The sequence below is a fragment of the Siminovitchia thermophila genome, from assembly GCF_016909185.1.
GTDB classification, from domain to species: Bacteria; Bacillota; Bacilli; order Bacillales; family Bacillaceae_C; genus Siminovitchia; species Siminovitchia thermophila.
This window is the reverse complement of sequence record NZ_JAFBFH010000008.1, coordinates 73,909-97,425: the sequence shown is the minus strand read 5'-3', so window position 1 is coordinate 97,425 and position 23,517 is coordinate 73,909. Positions and strand designations below refer to the sequence as shown.

The 23,517-nt window shown below is 42.6% G+C and carries 23 protein-coding genes; 18 read left to right on the top strand and 5 right to left on the bottom strand.

The features are described 5' to 3' along the window. Positions 1-218: 218 nt before the first annotated feature. Positions 219-1,703 carry an aminotransferase class I/II-fold pyridoxal phosphate-dependent enzyme gene (locus tag JOC94_RS07650; protein WP_236017015.1) on the bottom strand — a complete coding sequence of 495 codons (1,485 nt, stop codon included), beginning with the start codon at positions 1,701-1,703 and terminating at the stop codon, positions 219-221. Between the two features lie 126 nt (positions 1,704-1,829). Between JOC94_RS07650 and JOC94_RS07645 the strand changes: the two genes are divergently transcribed. Continuing rightward, positions 1,830-1,973 (top strand): hypothetical protein, encoded by a 144-nt coding sequence (locus tag JOC94_RS07645; RefSeq protein WP_171973941.1) that lies wholly within the window; start codon positions 1,830-1,832, stop codon positions 1,971-1,973. A 54-nt stretch (positions 1,974-2,027) separates the two neighbouring features. Here the strand turns inward: JOC94_RS07645 and JOC94_RS07640 are convergent, their stop codons facing one another. The 3 genes from JOC94_RS07640 to JOC94_RS07630 all read right to left on the bottom strand — a co-directional run bounded on the left by JOC94_RS07640 (position 2,028) and on the right by JOC94_RS07630 (position 3,816). Then, a complete protein-coding gene (locus tag JOC94_RS07640) occupies positions 2,028-2,495 on the bottom strand; it encodes a hypothetical protein (protein ID WP_077112609.1) in 468 nt (155 codons plus the stop codon). Beyond that, positions 2,492-2,692: a helix-turn-helix transcriptional regulator gene (locus tag JOC94_RS07635; RefSeq protein WP_077112607.1), complete on the bottom strand. Its 201-nt coding sequence runs from the start codon at positions 2,690-2,692 to the stop codon at positions 2,492-2,494. Before JOC94_RS07635 ends, JOC94_RS07640 begins: the two co-directional genes overlap by 4 nt. A 272-nt stretch (positions 2,693-2,964) precedes the next feature. Then, on the bottom strand, positions 2,965-3,816 hold the full coding sequence (locus tag JOC94_RS07630; protein ID WP_077112605.1) for a glycerophosphodiester phosphodiesterase: 852 nt from the start codon (positions 3,814-3,816) through the stop codon (positions 2,965-2,967). Positions 3,817-4,073: 257 nt separating this feature from the next. On the opposite strand from JOC94_RS07630, the gene JOC94_RS07625 reads away from it, so the two are divergent. The 11 genes from JOC94_RS07625 (at position 4,074) to JOC94_RS07575 (ending at position 13,523) form a co-directional block, all read left to right on the top strand. Next, a complete protein-coding gene (locus JOC94_RS07625) occupies positions 4,074-4,283 on the top strand; it encodes a spore germination protein (protein WP_077112703.1) in 210 nt (69 codons plus the stop codon). Positions 4,284-4,352: 69 nt separating this feature from the next. Next, the gene (locus JOC94_RS07620; RefSeq protein ID WP_077112603.1) at positions 4,353-4,595 is read left to right on the top strand and encodes a spore germination protein; all 243 of its coding nucleotides are present in this window, start codon (positions 4,353-4,355) and stop codon (positions 4,593-4,595) included. Positions 4,596-4,622: 27 nt separating this feature from the next. Beyond that, on the top strand, positions 4,623-4,865 hold the full coding sequence (locus tag JOC94_RS07615) for a spore germination protein (RefSeq protein WP_077112601.1): 243 nt from the start codon (positions 4,623-4,625) through the stop codon (positions 4,863-4,865). 20 nt (positions 4,866-4,885) lie between these two features. Further along, positions 4,886-5,353: an Hsp20/alpha crystallin family protein gene (locus JOC94_RS07610; protein ID WP_077112599.1), complete on the top strand. Its 468-nt coding sequence runs from the start codon at positions 4,886-4,888 to the stop codon at positions 5,351-5,353. Positions 5,354-5,401: 48 nt separating this feature from the next. Then, the gene (locus JOC94_RS07605) at positions 5,402-5,869 is read left to right on the top strand and encodes an Hsp20/alpha crystallin family protein (RefSeq protein ID WP_077112597.1); all 468 of its coding nucleotides are present in this window, start codon (positions 5,402-5,404) and stop codon (positions 5,867-5,869) included. A 33-nt stretch (positions 5,870-5,902) separates the two neighbouring features. Then, on the top strand, positions 5,903-6,550 hold the full coding sequence (locus JOC94_RS07600) for a hypothetical protein (protein ID WP_077112595.1): 648 nt from the start codon (positions 5,903-5,905) through the stop codon (positions 6,548-6,550). 413 nt (positions 6,551-6,963) lie between these two features. Then, complete coding sequence (locus JOC94_RS07595) at positions 6,964-7,149, top strand: SRPBCC family protein (protein ID WP_139345666.1); 186 nt, start codon at positions 6,964-6,966, stop codon at positions 7,147-7,149. 196 nt (positions 7,150-7,345) lie between these two features. Further along, on the top strand, positions 7,346-8,521 hold the full coding sequence (locus JOC94_RS07590; protein WP_077112593.1) for a Glu/Leu/Phe/Val family dehydrogenase: 1,176 nt from the start codon (positions 7,346-7,348) through the stop codon (positions 8,519-8,521). Between the two features lie 153 nt (positions 8,522-8,674). Beyond that, positions 8,675-10,105 (top strand): amino acid permease, encoded by a 1,431-nt coding sequence (locus JOC94_RS07585; protein ID WP_077112591.1) that lies wholly within the window; start codon positions 8,675-8,677, stop codon positions 10,103-10,105. 194 nt (positions 10,106-10,299) lie between these two features. Continuing rightward, complete coding sequence (locus JOC94_RS07580; protein WP_171973939.1) at positions 10,300-11,973, top strand: thiamine pyrophosphate-binding protein; 1,674 nt, start codon at positions 10,300-10,302, stop codon at positions 11,971-11,973. A gap of 77 nt (positions 11,974-12,050) precedes the next feature. Next, positions 12,051-13,523, top strand: coding sequence for an aldehyde dehydrogenase family protein (locus tag JOC94_RS07575; RefSeq protein ID WP_077112588.1), 1,473 nt, complete (start codon positions 12,051-12,053; stop codon positions 13,521-13,523). 175 nt (positions 13,524-13,698) lie between these two features. Here JOC94_RS07575 and JOC94_RS07570 read toward each other — a convergent pair whose 3' ends face one another. Continuing rightward, a complete protein-coding gene (locus tag JOC94_RS07570) occupies positions 13,699-15,324 on the bottom strand; it encodes an FMN-binding glutamate synthase family protein (RefSeq protein ID WP_077112586.1) in 1,626 nt (541 codons plus the stop codon). A 271-nt stretch (positions 15,325-15,595) separates the two neighbouring features. Between JOC94_RS07570 and JOC94_RS07565 the strand changes: the two genes are divergently transcribed. From JOC94_RS07565 to JOC94_RS07540, 6 genes are all read left to right on the top strand, one after another. Next, entirely contained in the window at positions 15,596-17,206 is a 1,611-nt protein-coding gene (locus JOC94_RS07565) for a helix-turn-helix domain-containing protein (RefSeq protein ID WP_077112582.1), read from the top strand. Positions 17,207-17,316: 110 nt separating this feature from the next. Further along, entirely contained in the window at positions 17,317-18,801 is a 1,485-nt protein-coding gene (locus JOC94_RS07560) for an aldehyde dehydrogenase family protein (protein WP_077112580.1), read from the top strand. Between the two features lie 12 nt (positions 18,802-18,813). Continuing rightward, entirely contained in the window at positions 18,814-19,698 is an 885-nt protein-coding gene (locus tag JOC94_RS07555; protein ID WP_077112579.1) for an NAD(P)-dependent oxidoreductase, read from the top strand. Positions 19,699-19,726: 28 nt separating this feature from the next. Next, a complete protein-coding gene (locus tag JOC94_RS07550) occupies positions 19,727-20,551 on the top strand; it encodes a DUF3100 domain-containing protein (protein ID WP_077112701.1) in 825 nt (274 codons plus the stop codon). Next, on the top strand, positions 20,544-20,996 hold the full coding sequence (locus JOC94_RS07545) for a hypothetical protein (RefSeq protein WP_077112577.1): 453 nt from the start codon (positions 20,544-20,546) through the stop codon (positions 20,994-20,996). Before JOC94_RS07550 ends, JOC94_RS07545 begins: the two co-directional genes overlap by 8 nt. Positions 20,997-21,441: 445 nt before the next feature. After that, on the top strand, positions 21,442-23,211 hold the full coding sequence (locus JOC94_RS07540; RefSeq protein ID WP_077112575.1) for a DUF4153 domain-containing protein: 1,770 nt from the start codon (positions 21,442-21,444) through the stop codon (positions 23,209-23,211). Positions 23,212-23,517 lie beyond the last annotated feature (306 nt).

The window sequence follows — 23,517 nt, the reverse complement described above, 5'->3', positions numbered from 1 at the left end:
TTAAAGATAAGATGTTGGATTCATAGGATTTATTTATACATTTATTGCGATTATTGTACGGCTATCAAGAGTAAAAATTGGATAAACATGCTGGGGGGTTCAATAAGTCGATTATTCGGCCTATGGACACCCCCCTCTGCTTTTAAACGTTGTGAGCTTTATTTGTATGTTACTTTTAAAAGATATATCCTTTGCGGGCGGTCCTTAATGGTTTATGGCTATTCAATGATGTAGATGGATTCCATCGTATCGTCGGAAGGGCTTTGAAAATATGCGCCCATCGCATAAAGGTGTCTAATCGTTTGTATATGAGATTGGTTGATTTCCTCTCCGGGTGTAAGGAGCGGGATGCCGGGAGGATACGGAAGCACTGTTTCTCCGCAAAGGGAGCCGACTGCCTCGTCCAAAGCGGCTTTTCGGCGGGGCATATGAAAGGCGTCCCGCAAGGAAACCTTCGGTTGATATAAAGTGCCTTCTGGATCAAAAAAAACCAATTCCTTTTTTGGCGGTCTGGCTTTTTCAGACCAATGTTGTAATGTTTCATCAACCTTTTTGATGGAGGATACGACTTTATCAATATCGCCTTCTTTTTCATGGAGCGAAAACAAGAAAACAACATGGCGTGGGTCACTCATTTCGGCGGTTGCGCCTTGCTCATAAAACAGGTCCAGCAATTGATATCCGGAAACAAGTTCATTTTTACACGAGACAATCCACTTCAAAGGATCTCTGGCATATACTTCCTGACTTCCTCCCCATATGGAAAGTATTTTGAGATTCTCAGAAAGAGTTTTTCTGCGGTCTTCCAAACGCTGTACGGTTTCTTTTAACTGTTCCCTGCCGCGCTCTACTAAATGGCGTCTTGCAACATCCAAGGAAGCAAGCAACGGATATGAAGGGCTTGTGGACTGAATCATACCGAGTACTTGTGCCAACCGTTCACGGGAAACGAGCTGGCCTTTCATATGGAGCATGGAGGTCATATGCATGGAGGTTAACATTTTATGCGTAGACTGTATGACCAAATCGGCTCCTTTCGAGAGGGCGGACGGCGGAACTGTTTCCGCTTGGCCAAAATGGGCGCCGTGCGCTTCATCCACAATGAATGGTACGCCGGCTTGATGACAAATAGCCGCTAATTGGGTAAGGTCTTGACTCATCCCATAATAATTTGGATTTGTAATCCACACTCCTTTCACATCAGGGTATTTCTTTAAAGCCTGTTCAATATAATATGGTTCCGCCACCATTGCTGCTTTTGTGGTGGACTCCATTGCCGGAGCAATGTAGATCGGCTCGGCCCCGGCCAACAATAAACCGTGAAATACAGATTTATGCATATTGCGTTGAACAAGAATTTTGTTTCCCGGCTGACATAAGGAGAGCGCTATTCCGACGTTTCCTATCGTACTTCCTCCCACAAGAAAGAACGTATGATCCGCTCCAAACGCATCCGCAGCCAAACGCTGCGCCTTTTTGATCGCATTTGACGGATGATGCAGATCATCAATCCCTTTTGATTCAGTGGCATCGATAGACAATAGATTGGAAAAATGTTTTAAAGAATTTTCGTCAAAGACGCGTCCATCCTTATGACCTGGTACATGTAATGAAGTGCGGTTCTGTTCCTCATATAAACAAAGCATTTCATAAAGAGGGGCTTCCATATGTAAAGATGTACTTGTTTTTATATGATGATTCAAATGACCATCTCCTCTGTTTTATAGTAGAAACGATGAAAAAATATGAATTTTCTACCTTTTCATCGTGCTCATTATAACCTATTTTCGGTAGGAGGTGAAAGAGGGAGTATGTTTTTGGGGGAGAGAATGAAGACGTGGAAAACAGCCATATTACGCGGGAAAGGACTTGGAACGGGCCCATCACGGCTTGACTCCTCGTGCCAGATTGGAATGGAAGCGGGAACAATTGTAATTGAGGGGAAAGCTTCACTTCGCTTTTCAACTAGATAAATCGCTTGAAAAATAAAGTGAAGCCAAGAGGTTTCATAATGTTCTGAGCTATTCCTAGTCTAATAAATCTTTGTTCTTTTTGTAGGATCGCTTTAATGAAATATAGTTTGATAAAAACGCAACCAATCCGACCGTAATCAGGAGTCCGATTACATCCGCCAACTGCTTCTTCAGTGTTGATACTCCCATAAACAAGATGTATAAAATGAAAAAAATAACAACAAAAATAAAGGTTTGGTAAATCAACGCTTTTCTTTCTCTTTGAAACTGTCTGGCCGTTACTACATTTTCGTATTCCATACCAGAGAGCATATACCTTGTCGCTATATAAAGAAGCGGGGTGCAGAACCCTAATCCCCAAAGGATGTTAGCGTCAAAATGCCAGATAGACAATAGTTCTATAAAGGCAATGGCACCGAAAAGTATCATCGAGGTGACAGCTGCTTCAGCCATAAAGTAGACTATTTTCAAGCGTTTGTATTCATCTTTCGGCAGAAAAAACGTTAACCATGATGTAATCAATGTGACTCAACCTCCCAAAATAATTCATCCAATGTTTTTTCCAATGCTTTGGCAATGGCAATACAAAGTTGCAGGCTTGGATTATATTCGCCTTTTTCGATCAATCCAATCGTCTGCCTTGTGACTTTCACTTTTTTTGCCAACTGGATTTGTGTCATGGATTTTTCTAATCTCGCCAACTTCACTCTGTTGTTCAATGTATCACCTACATTCATTGCCTGATGTAATATATATATTACTTATGTAATTTATATGTTACATCACTTCGGTTATGAAGTCAATTGGTTTTGACATTCACACTTTCCATATATGCCTTTTATTAAATGGAAAAATTGGTATGGAGTAAGCGCCAGTGATCAGGTTTTGTAAAAAGGTGTGAAGGCGGATAGGGAGGGAGGACCCGTGGGGTTAGTTGTTTTTTAACAATGTGTAAGAGAGCAGCATGTAGATGCCACTCTCTTTGTGGGAATTATTGGTTTTTTCCTGGATGGTCATAAACATGCTCAGGATAGTCGGTAATGATTCCATCAACATTCAGTGAGAACAATTCGTAAGCTTGCTCCTGCGATCTGGAAGTGTATGGATACATTTTCATTCCGACGGCATGAACGCGGTCTATAAGCTCCGGTGTCACAATACTGATCGTCGGGTTAAAATAATCGGCATATGCCGCAAAGTCCGCAAGCTGTTCATCTGTAACGCCTGCCCATCCGCCGCCTAATAACACACCATGGGGTAAAAGCGGCAGAAGCTCTTTGGAGGTTTCGATGGATTCATGATGAAAAGACTGAATGACCATCTTTTTATTGTTTGGCTTATGCATATTTCGTTCAATCAAAGCTTTCGCTACCTTCTCTTCGATCCCGGGATATCGTTCAGGTGATTTAAGCTCAATCAAAATGCCGGTTTTTCCACGGAACTCATCAAGTACTTCCTCAAAGGTCGGAATTTTTTCACCTGCAAATTTTTCACTGAACCAGCTTCCTGCATCTAATTGTTTCATTTCTTCCAATGTAAGATCTTTCACAGCACCCGTTCCATTCGTGGTCCGGTCTACCGTTGTATCATGCATAATGACTAGTTCGCCGTCCTTTGACATTTGGACGTCAATTTCTATGTAATCAGCCTTCATGTCTACACCTTTTTGAAACGCGGCCATCGTATTTTCCGGTGCATGGCCCGATGCCCCCCGATGCGCCACATTAATCATTTTAAGCTGCTGTTGTTTTGAAATAGGGCCCTCCTGTGCCGCAAGTGCTGGAGCTGTATACATTCCCATGGCGAGGCTTGACATTAAAACGATGGAAAAAAACTTCTTCAAATCACTCACTCCCTTCATTTTCAACTCTATTATAAGAAGTAATGATAAAGCCTTCATGAATAAATGATAAAAATACTGTAAGAATATTTGGTTAATTAGTCGCGTATCCAAAGTCTTGCTTTTTTTTTTTCAAAAGACTAGATGAGAACAGGCTTGCAAATAGGCGTATGCCATGGAGCAAGGCAAGCCCGCAACATATAATATGGGGAGGAAAGCTTCAGCGCCAATTCATTTGATGAGAGGTGACAGCTTTGAAAATGGTAAAAACGATTCATAACATGAAAACAAATATCATCGCCCAAAACGGAAACATTAATTTTGGAGCGACAGTTCAAAGCAGCCATACTGCAAATACCAAGATTGCCGGGGTTTGTTTTTCATTCGGCGATTGTTCTCATGTCATTGATCTGAATAAGCAAACGACGGCAATCGGCGTTAGCCGAGGGAAAAACGGCAAAGGGGAATAAGGAGCGAACTTTAACCAAACGTGGAAAATGGGCATATATATAAACAACGACGAGTTGGGAGGAGAGAGTATGCCCTCAAACATAAATATATACAGCATTAAAATTAACAATATTTCCAACAACGGTTCTCTAAACATTGGTGATGCTCTGCATAATTCACATTCAGCCAACACCAAATCGCAAGGGGTCAATTCCTCGTACGGGGATATTTCTCCGACAACTTCGGGCATGGAAAATGTGTTCATCGATCCTGATGGAAATGACCAGGGGGACATCGCAACTCCAGCCAATGTGAACGCTAATCAGCTTTAATGAACGCTTCTAAGAAAGGAGTAAAAAATGCCTTACTTTATAAATATTCTCACAATGAAAACCAATGGAATTACCAAAAACGGGAACTTGGATATTGGAGCAGTCATCCAAAACAGCCATACCGCCAATACAAAGTTTATAGGAGCCAACCTTTCTCTGGGTGATTTGTCTCCTTCCACTTCCTTAATGGGCAACGGCAGCATTGACACCGATATAAGCGACCAAGATCAAATAGCCACTCCATCGTTCCCGATCAGCAATCAATTTTAGACAATTAGGGGAGATTGACCATGCTTCCATTTCCGTTTCTATCTAAAGGTGGACTGCCAAAATGGCTGACACAATCATATTTAAACAATGACATTCAAAAGTTTGTTCAAGAAATGGTTGAGCAGTCCATCTCCTCATCTATCAAAAATGCAAAGATGATGGGAAGCGTGCACGAAGTTGAAGAAGAAAGACCGGAGCAAGCGAATGGGACACTCCAGGCATCCACTTTTGAAAGCAATGATCACGTTTACGTTCGAGTGTTTGTCAAGGATGAATCTGTACTTCCCAATGTGAAAATTTATCATAGTTCCAACGAGCTTGTCATTGAAGGGATGCCCTCTTCAGATGACCGGCATATCATTTCCCTGCCTTCTCCGGTGCGAATGAAGGAATCTGTTTCGGAATATCGTGACCATCATTTGCAAATCAAAATGAAAAAAAGAATCGATCCCCAATTTACAGAGGTAGCTGTCCCGACATTGGATTAGGAGCAGTTCTTTGTATTTTGTTTTGAGCAATAAAGGGGGGACAAACAAATGGACTTTGAAAAAATAAAACAATGGATGGAAATTACACAAAAATATCAAAATGGGAAGTTTTGGGAAACAATTTTCGATGGCAATTCCTTTGATGAAGATGAGGAGACGTCTGAAGTACATCCTTTACAATCAAAAAACAAATCTGATCCAAAAAAATACCCGAAAACGGATATTTATGTAACGGAAACGGATGTCGTTGTATTAATGGAGATTCCTGGTGCTTTAAAAGAGGATATTGCCCTGTCCGTTTCGGGCAGTAAGCTTTCTGTCAAAGGAGTATTGCAGCCACCCATGATCAATGGGGCTTCTGTCTTGAATGAACGAAAATATGGAGAATTTCAAAGAAATATTGATTTGCCGGAGCCTGTCGACAGTAAAGACATCTATGCCCGATTTAAAAATGGACTCCTTACTATATCCTACGCACGAAAATATACAAGGGAAGAGAACATCATGATTCGGTAAGTCAACATTTTATCGTAAGGTGTGATGCATGTTATGCCCTTTAGAAGAAAAGAACTTAAAAATCACTTCCCGGAGGACATTTTTCAAAAAATCAGAGCGCTCGAAAAACAAGTGAAGAAGTTGGAAGTGATCGAAGATCATGTGGAGGCTTTGCGGGCGGACAAAGGATCGGCTCCTTTGGCAAATCAAAAAATAGAGAAAGATTTGGAAAAAAAACTCTTATTGTTTATAGAGGAGGCCATCAAAGGAGAATTGAAACCGATACGGCATTCGTTGGAAGGATTGTCAAAAAGAATTTCCAAAATGGAGAAGCGTGTTTCTTTTTATGAAAAATGGTTAGGGGACTATTTGACAATGTACGATCAGTGGATGGAAGAAAACAAGATGAAGGGAAGGGACAAGAGAGAGCAGGAGACGCCGATTGTGTACCAAGAGATCAAGGTGGATAAATTGTTTGTTGATAAGTACGAACAGGTGAATAACTTGGGAAATCTTGGCATCAAAGATTTAAGTGGGCAACTAAATATCGGTGCCACTTTTGAAAACAGCTCGAATCCCAGTGAATATCTTGATAAATGGACAGAGAAAGCAGATAAGTTTCATCAAACGATGGAAAAGCTCAAAGGGCTAAACAGGCAAGACGCAGAAAAGCCTAGTGAAGGAGCAAAAAAATCGGAATAAGAGATTTCTAAGACACAACAGCAGTCCCGGCTTTTTTCTTTTTGAAGGGGGATGTCTTAATCAAACATTTGATTAAATGAAACAATAGACGAATAGGGGGTAAAACGGAAAAACCTTACATAAATGTAGGCTTTCCGTTTTTTTATTTTACCTATGATCCTGTAAGTCCTTACAATGTTCCCTCATTCATTTGGCGGTCAGCGTTTGGCCGATCAACAAGTCTTTTGTGACCCGGCGAGAGCTGCGATTGATTTTATAAGACTTGCGCACCATTTCTCATCGAAGAATGGTCGCATTTTTACTGGGTATGGCCCAACTGGAAGATCGGTATGTATCTAGGAGAAGATGGCAATATGACAACAAGCCACGGATAAGACCCTGGCCATTTACAGTTATATTTTAAGAATGCTCACATCACTGCGGAGCAAGAGGAACTGATCAGATTTGTGGACCAGGTAGGCAAAGAAGATTTTGAATTGGTGGAGTTTTTGCAACAATGGTTTGATACGAAAGCATTTGACTGCGGGGGCTATTCTCCGAATGAATACGCTATCAAGTTTTTCCACGAGCGTTATAGAGAGGAAATGGGTGAAATATAGAGGTTATGCCATATGGGAGCCCTATAATCAAGTTTATCAACTGTATAGGTATGATAATCAAGCGTTGAGTGCGGTAGCCTTCAATGACTAGAAGCGTTACACTTAATATAGGGACCCTTCTTGCTATATTTAAAAATGGCAAGTGGGTCATAAATGCATCTAGATGTTGCAGATTGTTTATAGGAGGGACACCCAGATGTTAAAACCATATTTAGTGGTAGAGTGGAACGATACAGAGACAGATGCGAAAGGCTGGCTAGTCGTCCATAACTTTGTGAAAGGCTACACAGGTGGCGGGACGAGAATGCACCCGTCTGTGACAAAAGAAGAAGTAGAAAGACTCGCTGAAGCAATGGCTTATAAATACGTAGCGAGCGAATCTAAAACGACCGGAGGTTGTAAAGCAGGTATTTCCTATGATTACAAAGCGCCGGACGCGTACGATGTGTTAAGAAGATTTTTGATTGCGATGATGCCTTATATAGATAACGGTGTATCTTTGGGAAGTGATTTAGGAACAAAATATGAAGATGTTTTGAATATCTTCCATGAATTCGGTATTGATATTCCTCTCACGCAGTCAATGAAGCAAGACCCGGCAGTATTACAAGGGATAAAAGATTATGATGACCTATTAACAAAAAAAGTGGACGGGCTGCTTGTAAATGATGTTGTGACTGGCTATGGTGTCGCATTTTCTGCGGATGAAGCCTGGAAATTTAAACATGGGAAAGACGGCGCGAGAGTGGTCATTCAAGGATTCGGCTGCGTAGGTGCAAGCTGTGCATTGAAAATGTCTCAAATGGGATATAAAGTCGTCGGTATTTCAGATGCCAATTTGCTTGTAACGTGTAAGGAAGGCTTGGATGTTCAAAAGCTGATCGACCATAAAAATGCTTACGGAGAAATGGATCGGGATTATTTTGAAGCAAATTATGAAGTAAGACCGAACACGGAATGGCTTGATGTCGACTGCGATATTTTAATTCCGTGTGCGCTGGAGGATGTCATCAATGCATCCAATGCTGAAAAAGTAAAAGCAAGCTTGATTGTGGAAGCAGCGAATATTCCGATTTCAGCTGAGGGAGACAAGATCATTAAAGAAAGAGGAATTGATATTGTCAATGACTTTGTCGCCAACCTGGGGGCAATCCGTTCCTATGACGCTGTTATTTTTGGTTTGGTAGAACCAAATCCGCAAGCGGTGATAGATGATATTGAGAGACTGTGCCGGAAAAATGTGTCCCGCTTGTTTACGGAAGCGAAAAAACAAAATCGTTATCAAAGAGACGTTGCTTTTGAGATTTTTAAACCGGAAAAGAGCGATTTAATAGAATATACGGCATCAAGTTCAGCAACAGCCGTTCAGTAAAAATGGATGGGGAGCGCAGTAAAGCGTCTCCCCCGAACTCGTGACTTTGATATGATAACGAGGTTTCGGATCTTCATATTCATTCACAAATAGGCAGTACCGAACAATCGTAAGGAAAAAAGCTAAGGTTTTTAACATATTGGGGGGAACTGAATGGAAGAAGAACTAGGGAGTCAACAGTCAAAAGGATTAAAAAGATCGATGAAAAGCAGACATTTGTTTATGATGTCTATAGGAGGAGTCATTGGAACAGGCCTTTTCCTTGGGTCTGGGTATGCAATTGGTGAAGCGGGACCTGCTGGAGCCATTACCGCATACTTGTTCGGTGGATTGGTGATGTACCTCGTGATGATCTGCCTTGGAGAGTTATCAGTGGTCATGCCGGTATCAGGTTCATTTCAGGCGCATGCAGAGCGATTTATCGGTCCCGCAACTGGATTTATGATCGGATGGACTTATTGGTTGAGCTGGGCCATTTATGTGGGTTTGGAGTTTATCGCCGCCGGATTGCTGATGGCCAGGTGGTTTCCGGATGTCCCGGTATGGGTTTGGTGTGCCATTTTTGCTTTACTCCTATTCGGCATTAATGCATTGACCACTAGAAGCTTTGCCGAAACGGAATATTGGTTCTCCGCCATTAAAGTACTTGCTGTACTCTTCTTTATTGTCGTTGGCGGTGCGGCGATTTTTGGACTCGTTCCGATAAAAGGCCAATCCGCGCCATTTCTTTCAAACTTTTTCAGTGATGGACTATTTCCAACGGGATTTATGGGTGTTTTTATATCGATGATGACAGTTGTCTACGCTTTTATGGGGTCGGAAATTATGGGGGTTGCCGCAGGTGAGACAGAAAACCCGGAAAAGAATATCCCGAAAGCCATTCGAAGCATTGTCATCCGGATTATGGTTTTCTATGTACTGGCAACCTTTATTTTATCGGCTATTGTTCCGTGGAAAAAAGCGGGTGTGCTGGAAAGTCCTTTTGTAACCGTATTTGATATGATTGGTATTCCATATGCCGCTGATATTATGAACTTCGTCATATTGACGGCCGTTCTTTCAGTGGGAAATACAGGTTTATTCGCTTGTACAAGAATCCTGTATTCGCTATCCCAAAGCGGACAGGCTCCCCGTTTATTTGGTAAATTGAACAAGCGCGGCATCCCGATGAACGCCCTTTTCGTTACATTGGTGTTCGCATTGCTCTCGCTGTTAACGAGTGTCATGGCGGAAGAAACATTGTTTGTCGTGTTGCTGGCCATTAGCGGTGTTGGGGGAGTAGTCACTTGGATGGCGATTGCATGGGCCCAGTATAGGTTTCGTAGGCAGTATATTGCTAAAGGTGGGAAAGTAGAAGATTTGACCTTCAAAGTTCCTTTTTACCCTCTTGTCCCCATCCTCTGTTTGCTCATGTGTGTAGGAATCGTTGTCTTCACTGCTTTTGATCCCACACAGCGCACGTCACTGTATATCGGATTCGGCTTTGTTGCCGCATGCTATATCTTTTACTATTTCAAGTTTGCGAGAAGTAAAGTGCATGCACCAGTCTTGAGAAATAAAGAACCTGATAAATTTGCGCAATAGAAATGGGACTGCACGAATTTTGCCCGCGTGAGCTTAAACAGCAGGTGAAGGCTGGGTGGATGATAGAGATTCGTATGAGGGCCAAAGTTACCCGGCTCCGTGGATGCAGTTATACAGTTTAGATCCATTTTGAAGTACAATGAAGTTTTTACGATAGAAAGAAATAAAGAATGAACATCTTGGGAGGGCTTATCATGAATAATCAAAAAGCATACACAGTTTCAGATGCCATTGTGGAAGAGTTGGTGCGAGCGGGAGTTGAGGTAGTTTACGGGATTGTCAGTATTCATAACATGCCGATCTATGATGCGATGCTCCGCAGCGGAAAAATCCGCATCGTCACTGCGCGCGGAGAAAGCGGGGCGGTCAATATGGCTGACGCCTATGCTCGTGCGACAGGGAAATTGGGAGTTGTGCTAACGAGCACGGGAGCCGGTGCGGGAAATGGCGCGGGTTCATTGACGGAATCATGGAACGCCGGTACTCCGCTTCTCCATATCACAGGGGAAGCAGATTCCCATTACATTGGAACAGATCAACGTTATATCCACGAATGTAAAGATCAATTGAAGATGATGGATGGGGCGAACAAAGCGGCGTATCTCTTGAAGAGACCGAAGCAGATCACGCCATTTATGCGTAAAGCGATCGAAGAGGCATTAACAGTTCCAACAGGGCCTATTACTGTACAAATTCCAACAAATTTCCAGCCGCTGATCATTCCGCGCAATCAATTAATAGAAGTAGGAACTGTTCAAGATACGAAAGTGAAAATTAATCTGCCGGCCGAAGTAGTTGAAAAAATTGCAACAGCCAAAAGGCCGATTGTGTGGGCGGGTCATGGCGTCATTGCTTCAGGCGCATCGGAGGAACTTCTGGCATTGGTTGAAAAAATCCAGCCTGCTGTTGTGACAAGTGAGGCGGGAAAAGGCTCCATTCCCGAAAATCACCCGCTTTGTATCGGCAATTTTGCGTTTTTTACGCAGTTCGAGGAGCTCTTGAAAAAGTCGGATTTGCTGATCAGCATAGGCGTCCGTTTCCGTGGTGGAGAGACAAATGGCTGGACATCTCCGTTACCTGAAAACCACATTAATATTGATGCGGATCCAAATGCGTTTAACCGCAACTTTGATACACTTTATGGATTGGTCGGCGATGCCAAGGCAGTTTTGCAAGAGATCAACAACGCGCTGGCCGAGAGGGAATTAACGCCGGATACCGCTTATGTGGATGAAGTCAAGGCTGTCCGTCAAGCAGTGCGTGACGATCTTTGCAGTTCCATTAAGCCTTATGGTGATATAGCTGCGATTATGCGTGAACAGCTTCCTGATCATACAGTCCTGATAACGGATGTGACGATCCCCGGCTATACTTGGGGGAATAAACTGGTTGACGTCCACGAGCCGAGAAATTACCTTTACATGGCAGGCGGAGGAATCGGACAGGGCTTGCCAATGGCAATCGGTGCCAAAATTGGCCAGCCGGATAAGCCGGTCGTACTCATCGCGGGCGATGGAGGCTTTATGTTGAATGCCGGTGAAATGATTACGGCGACCCAAGAAGATGCGCCCATTATTGTCCTGCTATTCGATGATGGCGGCTACGGTATTTTAAGATACTACCAGGAAGCCGCTTACGGCAGACGCGCGGCTGTTGATTTGAAAAACCCCGATTTCGTCATGATGGCAAAATCAATGGGCTTTGAAGCAGAAAAAGCAAGTTCCGTTCAGGAATTTGAAAAAGGATTGGCAAACGCGCTTGCCAGCCAAAAACCTTATATGGTTGTTATTGATGTGGAGGCAGTAGGTACGCTCCATTATAAAGACTCCGAGGAATATATCGCATCTTTCCGTCCGCACGGGGAATAAACAATCTGTCGTCATCCTCTTTGGAACATGAGAATGATCGTCTGCATGAAAAGCTGAAAACAGGAGGCATCATGGTTATGACACTAAACTTGAAACTATATATAAACGGAGAATGGATAGAGTCTAATAATCCGGACAAGCAGGATATCTTAAACCCTGCCAATCAGCAAATCATCGCCAAAGCACCGAAAGCGACGAAGGAAGAGACAGAAAAAGCGATTCATATGGCAAAAACAGCATTTGAAAGCGGCGTTTGGTCAGAAAGGACTCCCCAAGAAAGGGCGCAAACGTTGCTGGAGATCGCTGAAAAAATGGAAGAGAGTATGGACGAGCTTGCGGATTTGGAAATGCAAAACAATGGGAAAACAAGACGGGAAGCACAAGCGGATGCTGCTGAGGCAGCTAACACTTTCCGCTATTATGCGGGACTGCTCAATCATCCGAATGGACAAATATATGAAGCGTCACAAGATATGCAAACGATGATCGTAAAAGAACCAATGGGGGTTGCGGGCTTAATTGTTCCCTGGAATTTCCCGCTATTGATGAGCGTCTGGAAAATGGCTCCCGCCTTAGCCGCGGGAAACTCCATTATTTTAAAGCCGGCTGAAATCACCCCGTTGACGGCTGTAAAAGTGTTTGAGCTGATGGATCAAACAAGTTTACCCAAGGGAGTGGCCCATTTAGTGATGGGTTCAGGAGCCATCGTTGGTCAAACGATTGCTGAAAGCGATCATGTGGACATTGTTTCCTTTACGGGAAGCACGGGCGTTGGACGCCAGATTATGAAGGCGGCAACAGGCAATCTGAAAAAAGTTTCCCTCGAACTGGGAGGGAAATCACCGAATATTATTTTTGATGATGCTGACCTTGAAACAGCGGTTGACTATGCGCTTTTCGGTATTTTTATGGGAGCTGGACAGGTCTGCTCGTCAGGGAGCCGCATTTTGGTGCAAGAAGGCATCTACGACAAGTTTGTTACAACATATGTGGCAAGAGCCAAAGCAATCAAAGTCGGGCCGGGAAATGAAGAAAGCTCGGAAGTGGGCGCGATCGTCAGTAAAAAGCATATGGAAAGCATTTTGGAATATATCCGGATTGGAAAAGAAGAAGGAGCCACACTTTTATGCGGAGGGAAGCGCATAGAGCGGGACGGGATGGAGAAAGGCTTTTTTATCGAGCCGACCGTTTTTACAGATGTAACCAGTGACATGCGGATCGTCCGGGAAGAAATCTTCGGTCCCGTAGTGGTCATCCAAAAGTTCAAAGACGAAGAAGAAGCAATCAAGCTGGCAAACGATACAGAATTCGGTCTTGCGGGCGCGGTATTTTCCAAAGACCAACATAAAGCCATGCGCGTCATTCAAAAAGTGCGTGCAGGAATTACGTGGGTGAATACCTACCATTTGACAAACGTCCAGGCTCCGTGGGGAGGCTACAAACAGAGCGGTATCGGCAGAAGCCTTGGGACTTATGGGCTGGATGAATACCAGGAAACAAAGCAAATCAATATCAGCCTGAATCCTCAACCGATTCAATGGTTTGAATAAGAAAGGCAGGCTCAGCTTGTAGAGAAAGTAGCTGTTCTTTCTCTACAAGCTTTTTTATTTTGTGTTTTTACAATATGTTTATCTGACGTCACCCTTTTTCTTAACATCGAGTCTATTTGTATTGTCTCTTTCGTATTCCGGTTCTCCACCAATATCGGGGGGTCAAAGAAGCCATTCAAAACAAAGTAGAATGTTGTTCCTCCCGGATTTTTATTTGTTGCTCAATTTCATTCATAATGTTTTCCAATGAATGGACGACACCTTTATCGTCTTTAAACATGACGTGTTTGGGAGAAAAATGAACGGGAGAATCCAATCCGGCGGCTGCGGAAATCCGGAATAGCCCTTTTCGGAGTGTGATGAGATAATTGGCGGCCCGATGCTTCTTTTCTTCAATAACTAATGCCTTTTGCAGTAAAGGGTCGGTTGTGGCAACTCCAACGGGACAGATATTGGATTGGCATTTTAATGTTTGAATGCAACCGACAGATATCATGAAGCCTCTGGCAATTTGCACAAGATCGGCGCCCATGGCGAGCGCTATAGCCACCCGGTCCGGGGTAAAAAGCTTGCCGGACGCAATTATTTTGACGCGATCCCGGACGCCGTATTTTTGAAGTGTGGATACGAGGATGGGAAGGCCCGACTTCACAGGCAAACCAACGCTGTCTGCCAGTTCTTGATAAGAGGCTCCCGTTCCGCCTTCACCGCCATCTATTGAAATGAAATCCGGTCCTTTTCCCGTCTTTCGCATGTAACTTGCCAACTCTAAAACGCTGTCGTTTCCCCCAATGACTATTTTGATTCCGACAGGTTTTCCGGTCGTTTCTCTGATTTTCTCAATAAAGTCGCACATCGTTGGAACGTCGTGAAATTGACGGAAACGGTTTGGGCTGTCCAAAGATGTATATGGCTTTACTTTGCGAATGGCGGCTACCTCTGGATTTACTTTTTCCGCATCAATATGGCCGCCGCGGACTTTTGCGCCTTGCCCCAGTTTTATTTCAAAGGCCTTTACTTGCGGGATTTCGCTTTTTCTTTTTAACTCCTCCCAATCGACATCCCCGTCCGGGTTTCGAATACCAAATAAGCCGGGCCCGATTTGCACCATAAGATCAACGCCGCCTTCAAGGTGATAGGGGGATAATCCTCCCTCCCCGGTATTCATCCACGTTCCTTTTGCCATGGAGAGTCCTTTTGATAAAGCAGTAATGGCATGTTTTCCCAGTGCCCCGTAACTCATCGCCGACATGCCGATAAGCCCTTTCAGGATAAATGGATGCTTGAGCCCGGCTCCAATGACGACAGCATCATTATCGTGCAGTAGATACGCCGATGACTTATCCTCCTCCCATTTTTCAACCCTTTGTGTAAAAAGAGGGTCCTTAATAAGTAAATACTTTTGGGTCAATGCCAAGGTTTCAGTGTCTACTTTCAATTCTTCTGTTAGTTTTGGAAACAGATCATTTCGGACGTAATAGCCTTCTTCTTCAAAGTCACGTTTAGAGCCAAACCCGATCGCAGCCCGCTTATATTTTGCGCTCCTCACAATATGTTCATAGTCGTCTCTTGTGTAAGGCCTTCCCTCTGTATCGCTATTAAACCAATATTGGCGCATTTCCGGCCCGATTTTTTCTAGAAAATACCGGACCCTGCCAAGCACCGGATAATTCCTTAAGATGGAATGCATCTTCTGATTTCTGTCAAATAGAAGCAAATATGCAAAAAGAAAGATGATTGTTCCAATGACAAAGATGCTAGTTATAAAGCCAATCACGATGAACAGATGTGCAAGATCCATGTTGACCTCCAATTTAGTACAAGTTATAAAGCCAGAATGTCTGTAGAAAGTAGTATTTCCATTCTTGTTGTAATCATTTATTCGGGAGAAAAGTTTGAACGATGGAGCATCATCCATCATCGGCACGCGAGAAACGGGCTTTTACCGCCGCCTTCTGTTTCGTTCAAGGCTTTGGGTAACGAAATAATAAATGATACCATTCATTCGGTATTCTCTTTTTTGTTAAGTACAATGATATATATATTTTTCAAACAAGATGGGGAGGAGAAACATGGAAAATGTTTCAAAGGATATGAAGTTGTTTGAAATGAATTTAATGTTGACCCAAAGCTTGGATAAACAAACAACTTTAAGTCGTTTGGTGCAATCGGCATTTGAATTGATTGATCAAGCAGATACCGTTATTTTGTATTATCTGGAGGACGATGGTCTTCTGCACTTTGCCGATGGAATGGGGGTTCACAAAGAGGCGATACGTCATGTTACATTTAGGCCAGGTGAGTCATTGACTGGTACTGTTTTTCAAAAGAAAACGACTATGACGGCGTGCGGTGAAACGGTAAAAACATATATGAAAACGATGAGTAAAGAAAATCATCGTTATTTGCAACGAGGTGTATATAACCGTGATATACAAAGTGTCATCTGCTCTCCTCTACTCTATAAGGGTGAATGCATTGGGGTGCTTGCCGTTGATAATTTTGACGAAAAGGGAGAAGTTTTTAGTGACGAAGAAGGAAAATTAGTTGAGATTATTGCCAGTCAGGCTGCTATTGCCATTGTCAATGCTCAATTATTTGAGGATTTGAATAGAAGAAATGAAGAGTTACATTTTTCTCTCGATGTTCATGAAAAATTTACTAAAATTTTATTGGAAGGCAGCGGCACTTCCCAAATTATGAAAGTATTAGAGCGTATATTAGATGAGCCGGTGTACTACAGTGAAATCAACGATGAGGATGGTAACCAATTTCCGATTATTTCGGCGCATGAAACCCTTGGATATCTACAAATCAGAAAGCCGATCCATCATCTAACCAAGTTGCAACTTGTTGCTTTACAACAGGCCGCGACAGCGATGGCATTGGAGCTAATCAAACAAAATGCGATTTTTGAAAGGGATGTCCACATCAAGGATGAGTTATTTCATGAAATTTTAGAAGGAGCGCCTTTTGCCCATACATTAAAAAATCAAAAACAAATGGGCTTAGGTGAATTTCAAGAGGTTACTTGCATCATTATTTCTGGAAAGATTGCTCCATTATGGGACCCTAAGACCGTTTTTGAGAAGGAGCACTTTATCAGATATGTCGAAGACTGCATGAAAAGAATCCAGCCTCAATGTGTTATTTTAACAAGGGGATATGACGTCATCATTCTGGTGTCACATATAAGTAAGGAATCTTTGCGGGAATTTAAGAAGCAACTGTTGAAGAAGAGCAAACAAGCAGAGAACATAACTATTGGTGTCGGGAATGGTGTTCCAATTCATGATCTCGTCATCTCTTACAGGGAAGCGGTAGAATCTGTAGTTTATGCAAAAAGGGAACAGCAAAGGCCGCTCGTTCTTTATTCCGAGCTCGGAACTGTCAGACTGTGGCAAAGCTTGGATTTCCCGATTTTAAAAAAATTTGTGGATGATCAGCTGGGTCCGTTACTCGACAAGAATTATCAGGAAGAATTTCACACATTAAAAACGTATATGAACATGGACAGACAGCATAAAGAAGTTGCGAATATGCTTGTCATCCATCCCAATACATTGTCATATCGCTTGAGGAAAGCGGAAGGAATATTGGGGATTTCTTTACAAAATGGCAGGGATTGGAAAAACATTCATACAGCTTTGGAAATTCTTGAATTTATCAATACAGATTTGTGATGCTACACAAACATTCAAGCGAATGATTGTTTTATCACACATTCCACTCCATATTTCAAAGAATTACAATTATTGAAAACGATTACGATATTGGGAGTGGATGACTAAATATGGATCAATTATTAGGAAACAAAACCATTGCGGAGGTACCGATTTACAAAAACTATATCGGGGGAGAATGGGTAAGTTCAGAAAGTGATCATGTATATAAAAGCATTAATCCGGCAAATACCGAAGAAGTATTGGGTTATTTTCAGAGTTCTTCTATCAACGATGTAAAAAAAGCGATTGCTGTGGCCAAAGAAGCTTTTCCTGCTTGGAAAAATACTTCTGCCCCGGTAAGAGGCGAAGTCATATTTAATCTGATTGGGGAACTGGAACGAAACCGGGAAGAACTCGCCCACATGATTACAAAGGAAGTGGGAAAGGCCATACGGGAGGCACGGGGGGAAGTAGAAAAGACGATCCAGGCAATGAAGCAGTTCAGCGGTGAAGCAACAAGGCTTGCCGGAGAAACATTACCTTCCTATCAGCCTGATATTTTTGCTTATACGATACGTGAGCCATTGGGAGTAGTAGGCGTAATTGCTCCTTATAATTTTCCGCTTGGTATTGGGATATGGAAAATTGCTCCGGCCATCATTGCGGGAAACACCGTTGTCTTCAAGCCCGCAAGTACTACGTCTTTGATCAGTGTAAAAATGATGGAGTTGTTTGAAAAAGCGGGAGTTCCCGGAGGAGTTATTAATATGGTCACGGGCAAAGGATCGGTTGTAGGGAAGGAAATCGGCGAGAACAAAGAGTTGAAAGCTGTTTCTTTCACCGGTTCTACCGATGTGGGAATAACTTTAGGCAAAGCTGTAACACGACATGGAGGAAAAATGCAAGCTGAAATGGGAGGGAAAAATCCGGCCATCGTTCTGGAGGACGCCGATATAGACAAGGCGATTGAAAGTATTGTCATTAGTGGATTTTATGATAATGGCCAACGCTGCACGGGAACGAGCCGATTGATTGTGCCTAGGTCTATCGCAAAAGAAGTGACTCGTAAGCTGGTCGAAAAAGCGGAATCCCTGACAATTAAAAATGGATTTGCGAAAGATGCGGTAAATGGCGCGGTGATAGATGAAAATCAAATGAACACATATTTACGATATGTTCAATTGGCACTGGAAGAAGGAGCAACGCTTGAAACGGGGGGAAGCCGGCTTACCAATGGGGATTTGGCAAAAGGATATTTCGTGGCACCAACCGTTTTTAGTGGAGTAAAGCCCGAAATGACCATTGCAAAAGAAGAGATTTTCGGGCCAGTCATTGGAGTGATTGCAGTTGAGGATTATGAAGAAGCATTAAAAGTGGCCAATCAAATTGATTTCGGTTTATCTTCTACCATCTATACAAAAGATCTGAAAAAAGCCTTGCATTTTGTAAAGAATATCGAATCTGGTGTGACACACGTAAATCTCCCATCTACCTATTTCGAGAACCATTATCCATTTGGCGGCAAAAAAGAGTCGAGTATAGGGCCGAGGGAACAAGGTAGCACGGCATTGGATTTTTGGACAGACATTAAAACAGTCTATATGAAGGCTTAGGAGATGGTTGCGGTGAAAATAGTTGGCGTTGTCGGCTGCGGAGCAATGGGAAGTGGCATGGTCAAAAATTTACTTAAACATCAATACCGTGTTGTCACCTATGATCCTGATTTGGAAAAACAAACACAAATGAAAGAGCTTGGAGCCCAGCCTGTTTCCCATTTTACGGAAATGGGCGAACATCTTGATTATCTTTTATTGTCACTGCCCGCCAGCGAGCTGATTAAGGAAACAATCATCGGAAGAGAGGGAATTCTTCCCAGACTGAAAAAGGGCGCGGCTATACTTGACATGAGTACAACGGACGTACATGTGACGAAGGAACTTTTTGAAACATGTAAAGAAGCAGGAGTCAACTTTTTTGATTGTCCTGTTTCGAATGGGCCACAAGGGGCTCAGGAAGGAACTTTAACCATTATGACGGGAGGAGATTCAGACAGGTTTGAAGAAATCCTTCCGATTTTGCAGGCTATTGGAAAAGAAATCCATTATGTAGGATCAAGCGGCTCTGGGCAAGTGGTCAAACTTTGCAACAATATGGTGGTGGCAGGGATTACATTATTAATGTCGGAAGCGCTACACATCGCAGGCAAAGTGGGAGTCGATCCTCAAAAAATGATGAAAATCATGCAAAAGAGTTCAGCGGAAAACAAAGTGATGTACGTATTTGGCCCCAATATAATAGAACAGTCCCATGAGAAGGTTGTCTTTATGCTGAATCATATGCAAAAAGACGTTGATTTATTTTTTAGACTTACGAAATCAGAACGTGCGGGCACATTGTTGAGTCCGCTTATTAGAAGCATTTTTGCGGAGGCCCAAAAAAAGGGTTGGGGCCATCTCGATATGACAGCGGTAAGCTGTATTTTAAGAGATTTGGATGATCAGGAAGAATAATGGACAAGCAAGAAAGGGGGAAAATGGGATGGGGGATTCTGGCAGGCTTGAAATTGTAAAGGACTGGCGGTTGCATGTTATTGTATTTGTTCTTGTATGCCTTACTGAAGCGGTAGGACAATTCAGTATCAAAATAGGCGCGGGAGTGATTCTCCTTCTGCCGATGTTGTACGCATTTTTCCTTGGTTTGGGGCTTTATTTTACACCGATCATGAAGGAAAAACAGGCCAAAAATGCTGAGCCGCTTATTGTTTTGGGAGTCACCCTTTTAATTGCGAAGATTGGTGTCATTATAGGGCCTCAGATACCCGCGCTTATTGAAGCAGGACCGGCTCTTTTACTCCAGGAGCTTGGCAATTTGGGAACGATCCTCTTAGCTCTTCCGCTTGCCGTTTTACTAGGCTTTAAAAGGGAGAGTATTGGGATGACTCATTCGATTGGAAGGGAGCCAAACGTCGGATTAATTGTAAACAAATACGGCTTTGACTCACCGGAAGGCCGGGGTGTGATGGCTGTCTATATTTTTGGAACTGTATTTGGCGCCGCTTTTCTCGGATTGCTTGCCGGCTTTTTAGCAACGATCACCCCACTGCACCCTTTATCATTCGCCATGGCGTCCGGGGTCGGAAGCGGAAGCATGATGGCAGCCGCAAGCGGTTCCTTAATTGCTGCTTTTCCGGATATGGAGAATCAAATTATCGCATTTGCCGGCGCAAGCAATTTGCTTTCTCTTTCCACTGGATTATATATGAGTATTTTTATTGGCTTGCCGCTAACTGAAAAATACTATTCATTGTTGACAAGGAGGAGAGGAAAATCCAAGGAAGGGAAAGGAGAGCATTTTAGTGCTTAAAGATATTCGTGAATGGTTTTTGGTATTGCTCGTTTTTGGTGTATCGGCCGCGTTTGGAAATTGGCTCGGGTATGATGTACTTCCGATCATGGCCATTCCCGGAATGTTGCTTTTAATTTGTGTCAGTATACTGGGACTGATACTTGAGAAAATATTACCGGGCAATGTACCAAGTGTTGGTTATATAGGGATTATCGGAATCATTATTTCCATGCCTTGGTTTCCAGGATCATCCTATGTAGTGGAATGGACGAATCATATCAACATGCTGGCTCTTGCTACTCCCATTCTTGCTTATGCAGGAATATCAATAGGAAAAAATTGGGCCGACTTTAGGAAGCTTGGTGTCCGAAGCGTAATAGTTGCATTAATGGCCTTTTTGGGAACTTTTCTCGGTTCAGCCATTATTGCCGAAATCATATTAAGGGTCCAAGGAATTATATAAATAACGCTTTGCCTGTTGGAGAATGAACTTTGTGAACGGGTTTTAGCTTGTAGAGAAAGCAGATTCTCTCCAAGCTTTTTTATTTTGTTTTGTGCCTATAGAATCCGGGAAAACAGGTGACAGGTACTTTTTTTGTTTGCAGTGCTCCGCAAGCTTCTTCCTTGATCGGTAATGAGATCGAACCAGCAATGAATCAGGTGCCGATTATCTTGAATCGCTACCGTAAGGAGGCATTTGCTTGGGTATTAGTCATTTTTTGATGATCGAATTGAAAAAATCGCGTTGAAGCTGAAAGAGGTTGTCGAATGGTTTTTGACAGATGTTTTTTACCAATTTCATACTTTTAAAAAACTATTATACAATGGAGAGGGAGGCAATTGTTTTTAAAAAGGCAATCGGCAAGGTAATATCGCGTTTGGACAAACGAAGAAAGGTGATGTGATTCGTGATTGAACGCTTAAAAAATAAGTTGATTGGAGTCGTGAAGGCTGTTGACCGCTACCCGTTAACGATGCTTTTTCTTGTGGCTGTTGCAACAGTGAACGTGATTTCCATACAAAATGAAAAGGAAGATTTTTCAAAGTATCTTTTTACGTTTGTGGTCGGAGCCATGCTGAGTGTTGTTGGCCAGCACGTGTATGAGCGTTTTTGCACAAAGGCAAGTGAACGCTTTATGCTGATGGGCGGCGCGATCCTTTTAACTGCTGGTTATTACTTTATGATTCCATCGGCATCCGCATTTAATATCGAAATTAGCATAAAAACGGCTGTTGCCATGTTTGCACTGCTCATGGCTTTTATTTGGGTTCCCGCTATTAAAAGCAAGGTAACCTTTAATGAAAGCTTTATGTCCGCTTTTAAAGCATTTTTTATCACGGCGCTTTTTTCAGCCGTTCTCGCTGGAGGCGTCAGCACCATCATTTTTGCGATCGATCAGCTTCTTTTTTCCATACATTATAAAGTCTACTCTCACGCCTTAAACATCATTTTTTCTTTGTTTGCACCGATCTTCTTTTTGTCCTTTACGCCCCCTTATCCAGGGAAAAAGGATACGAATCTATCAACAGATCAACTTGAAAAAATGGAAAGGGCCATTTCGGTTCCAAAAACGCTGGGTATTTTGATTTCTTACGTCATTATTCCGCTGACTGCGGTGTACACCATTATTTTATTTGTTTATGTCCTTTTAAATATTCGCGGGGATTTTTGGACGAATAACCTGCTTGAACCGATGCTTGTTTCCTATACGATTACCGTTATTTTCGTGTGTATTCTGGCCAGCAGCCTGGACAATCAATCCGCAATGATATTCAGGAGAATTTTTCCGAAGGTACTCATTCCGATCGTACTGTTTCAAACGATTGCTTCGATCTTAAAAATATCGGAAGCAGGAGTGACTCATGGACGCTATTATGTCATTATGTTTGGGATTTTCGCATTCATTTCAGGCATTATATTCAGCTTTTTCCCTGTTCGAAAAAATGGCTGGATTGCGGCTGTTTTGATCGTTTTTTCCGCTATATCGATCATTCCTCCCATAGATGCGTTTACAGTCAGCCGAACCAACCAGATAAATGTCCTGAAAGATACTCTGACTGAGAACGGCATGTTGGAAGAGGGCAAAATTGTACCGAACTCATCCATATCCGAGAAAGATAAAAAAACGATTACGAGAACGGTCAGTTATTTGGACAGCATGGATTATCTGAAAAAAATTGATTGGCTGCCGGATAACATTCTTTACGATGATCACTTTCAGAAAACCTTCGGTTTTCAAGCAGTATACGATGGAATAGACGGGGGCGGTAAATCACAATATGCCGATCTGGACTGGCAGGAAAGCCCTGTCGTGAATATAGAACCTTACGATCGAATGGTTCAACTGACGGTTAATAGTAAAGAAGTACAGCAAGTTCCAGTTGAAATCAATAACGTACATTATATATTGAAGCAAGAATTGGAAAGCGATGATATCATCCTCCGTTTGGTCGATGAACAGAACGCCGAACTGATAAAGGTTCATACAAAAGAAGTGTTTGCTGAAATCCTTGAGGATGAAGAAAGTTACGGGGGAGGCACCAAAATGCTGTCTGTAAAGAAAGCAACTGTTACCCGTGAGAACGACAAAGTAAGAATGGATTTGCTCATTACTTCTGTGAGTCATTATGACAATCAGTTTTTTGCAGATATGTTTGTACTACTTAAGATCAAATAAGCACCTTTGTGAATGGCACCCTCCATCGTGAGAAACGATCAAACGATGGGAGGTGCTTTCTAATGCCTTTCATTACAGCTTTAGAGAAAAGCGAGATGGGGATTTACTGAATGATCTGACTGTTATGGCTGGATTGGCTTTTATACAGCCGAGTTCGCTCGCAAGTTTGGAAAAAAGGGCGTCACTTTTTATATTGCTCTCCAAACGGGTATTTCGTAAGGGGGAGCTTGTCATTACAGGAAGACTGTGACAGTATAGGCATATAGGAAACAATTAACTATATTTTTTTGAAAATGTTAAATAGCG

Coding starts and splice junctions, on each gene's coding strand:
- JOC94_RS07610 (WP_077112599.1), top strand. CDS start 4,886: ATGCTTCCATTTCCGTTTCTATCTAAAGGTGGACTGCCAAAATGGCTG.
- JOC94_RS07550 (WP_077112701.1), top strand. CDS start 19,727: ATGGGGGATTCTGGCAGGCTTGAAATTGTAAAGGACTGGCGGTTGCAT.
- JOC94_RS07590 (WP_077112593.1), top strand. CDS start 7,346: ATGTTAAAACCATATTTAGTGGTAGAGTGGAACGATACAGAGACAGAT.
- JOC94_RS07565 (WP_077112582.1), top strand. CDS start 15,596: ATGGAAAATGTTTCAAAGGATATGAAGTTGTTTGAAATGAATTTAATG.
- JOC94_RS07570 (WP_077112586.1), bottom strand. CDS start 15,324: ATGGATCTTGCACATCTGTTCATCGTGATTGGCTTTATAACTAGCATC.
- JOC94_RS07645 (WP_171973941.1), top strand. CDS start 1,830: ATGAAGACGTGGAAAACAGCCATATTACGCGGGAAAGGACTTGGAACG.
- JOC94_RS07620 (WP_077112603.1), top strand. CDS start 4,353: ATGCCCTCAAACATAAATATATACAGCATTAAAATTAACAATATTTCC.
- JOC94_RS07575 (WP_077112588.1), top strand. CDS start 12,051: ATGACACTAAACTTGAAACTATATATAAACGGAGAATGGATAGAGTCT.
- JOC94_RS07605 (WP_077112597.1), top strand. CDS start 5,402: ATGGACTTTGAAAAAATAAAACAATGGATGGAAATTACACAAAAATAT.
- JOC94_RS07625 (WP_077112703.1), top strand. CDS start 4,074: ATGGTAAAAACGATTCATAACATGAAAACAAATATCATCGCCCAAAAC.
- JOC94_RS07585 (WP_077112591.1), top strand. CDS start 8,675: ATGGAAGAAGAACTAGGGAGTCAACAGTCAAAAGGATTAAAAAGATCG.
- JOC94_RS07615 (WP_077112601.1), top strand. CDS start 4,623: ATGCCTTACTTTATAAATATTCTCACAATGAAAACCAATGGAATTACC.
- JOC94_RS07600 (WP_077112595.1), top strand. CDS start 5,903: ATGCCCTTTAGAAGAAAAGAACTTAAAAATCACTTCCCGGAGGACATT.
- JOC94_RS07580 (WP_171973939.1), top strand. CDS start 10,300: ATGAATAATCAAAAAGCATACACAGTTTCAGATGCCATTGTGGAAGAG.
- JOC94_RS07560 (WP_077112580.1), top strand. CDS start 17,317: ATGGATCAATTATTAGGAAACAAAACCATTGCGGAGGTACCGATTTAC.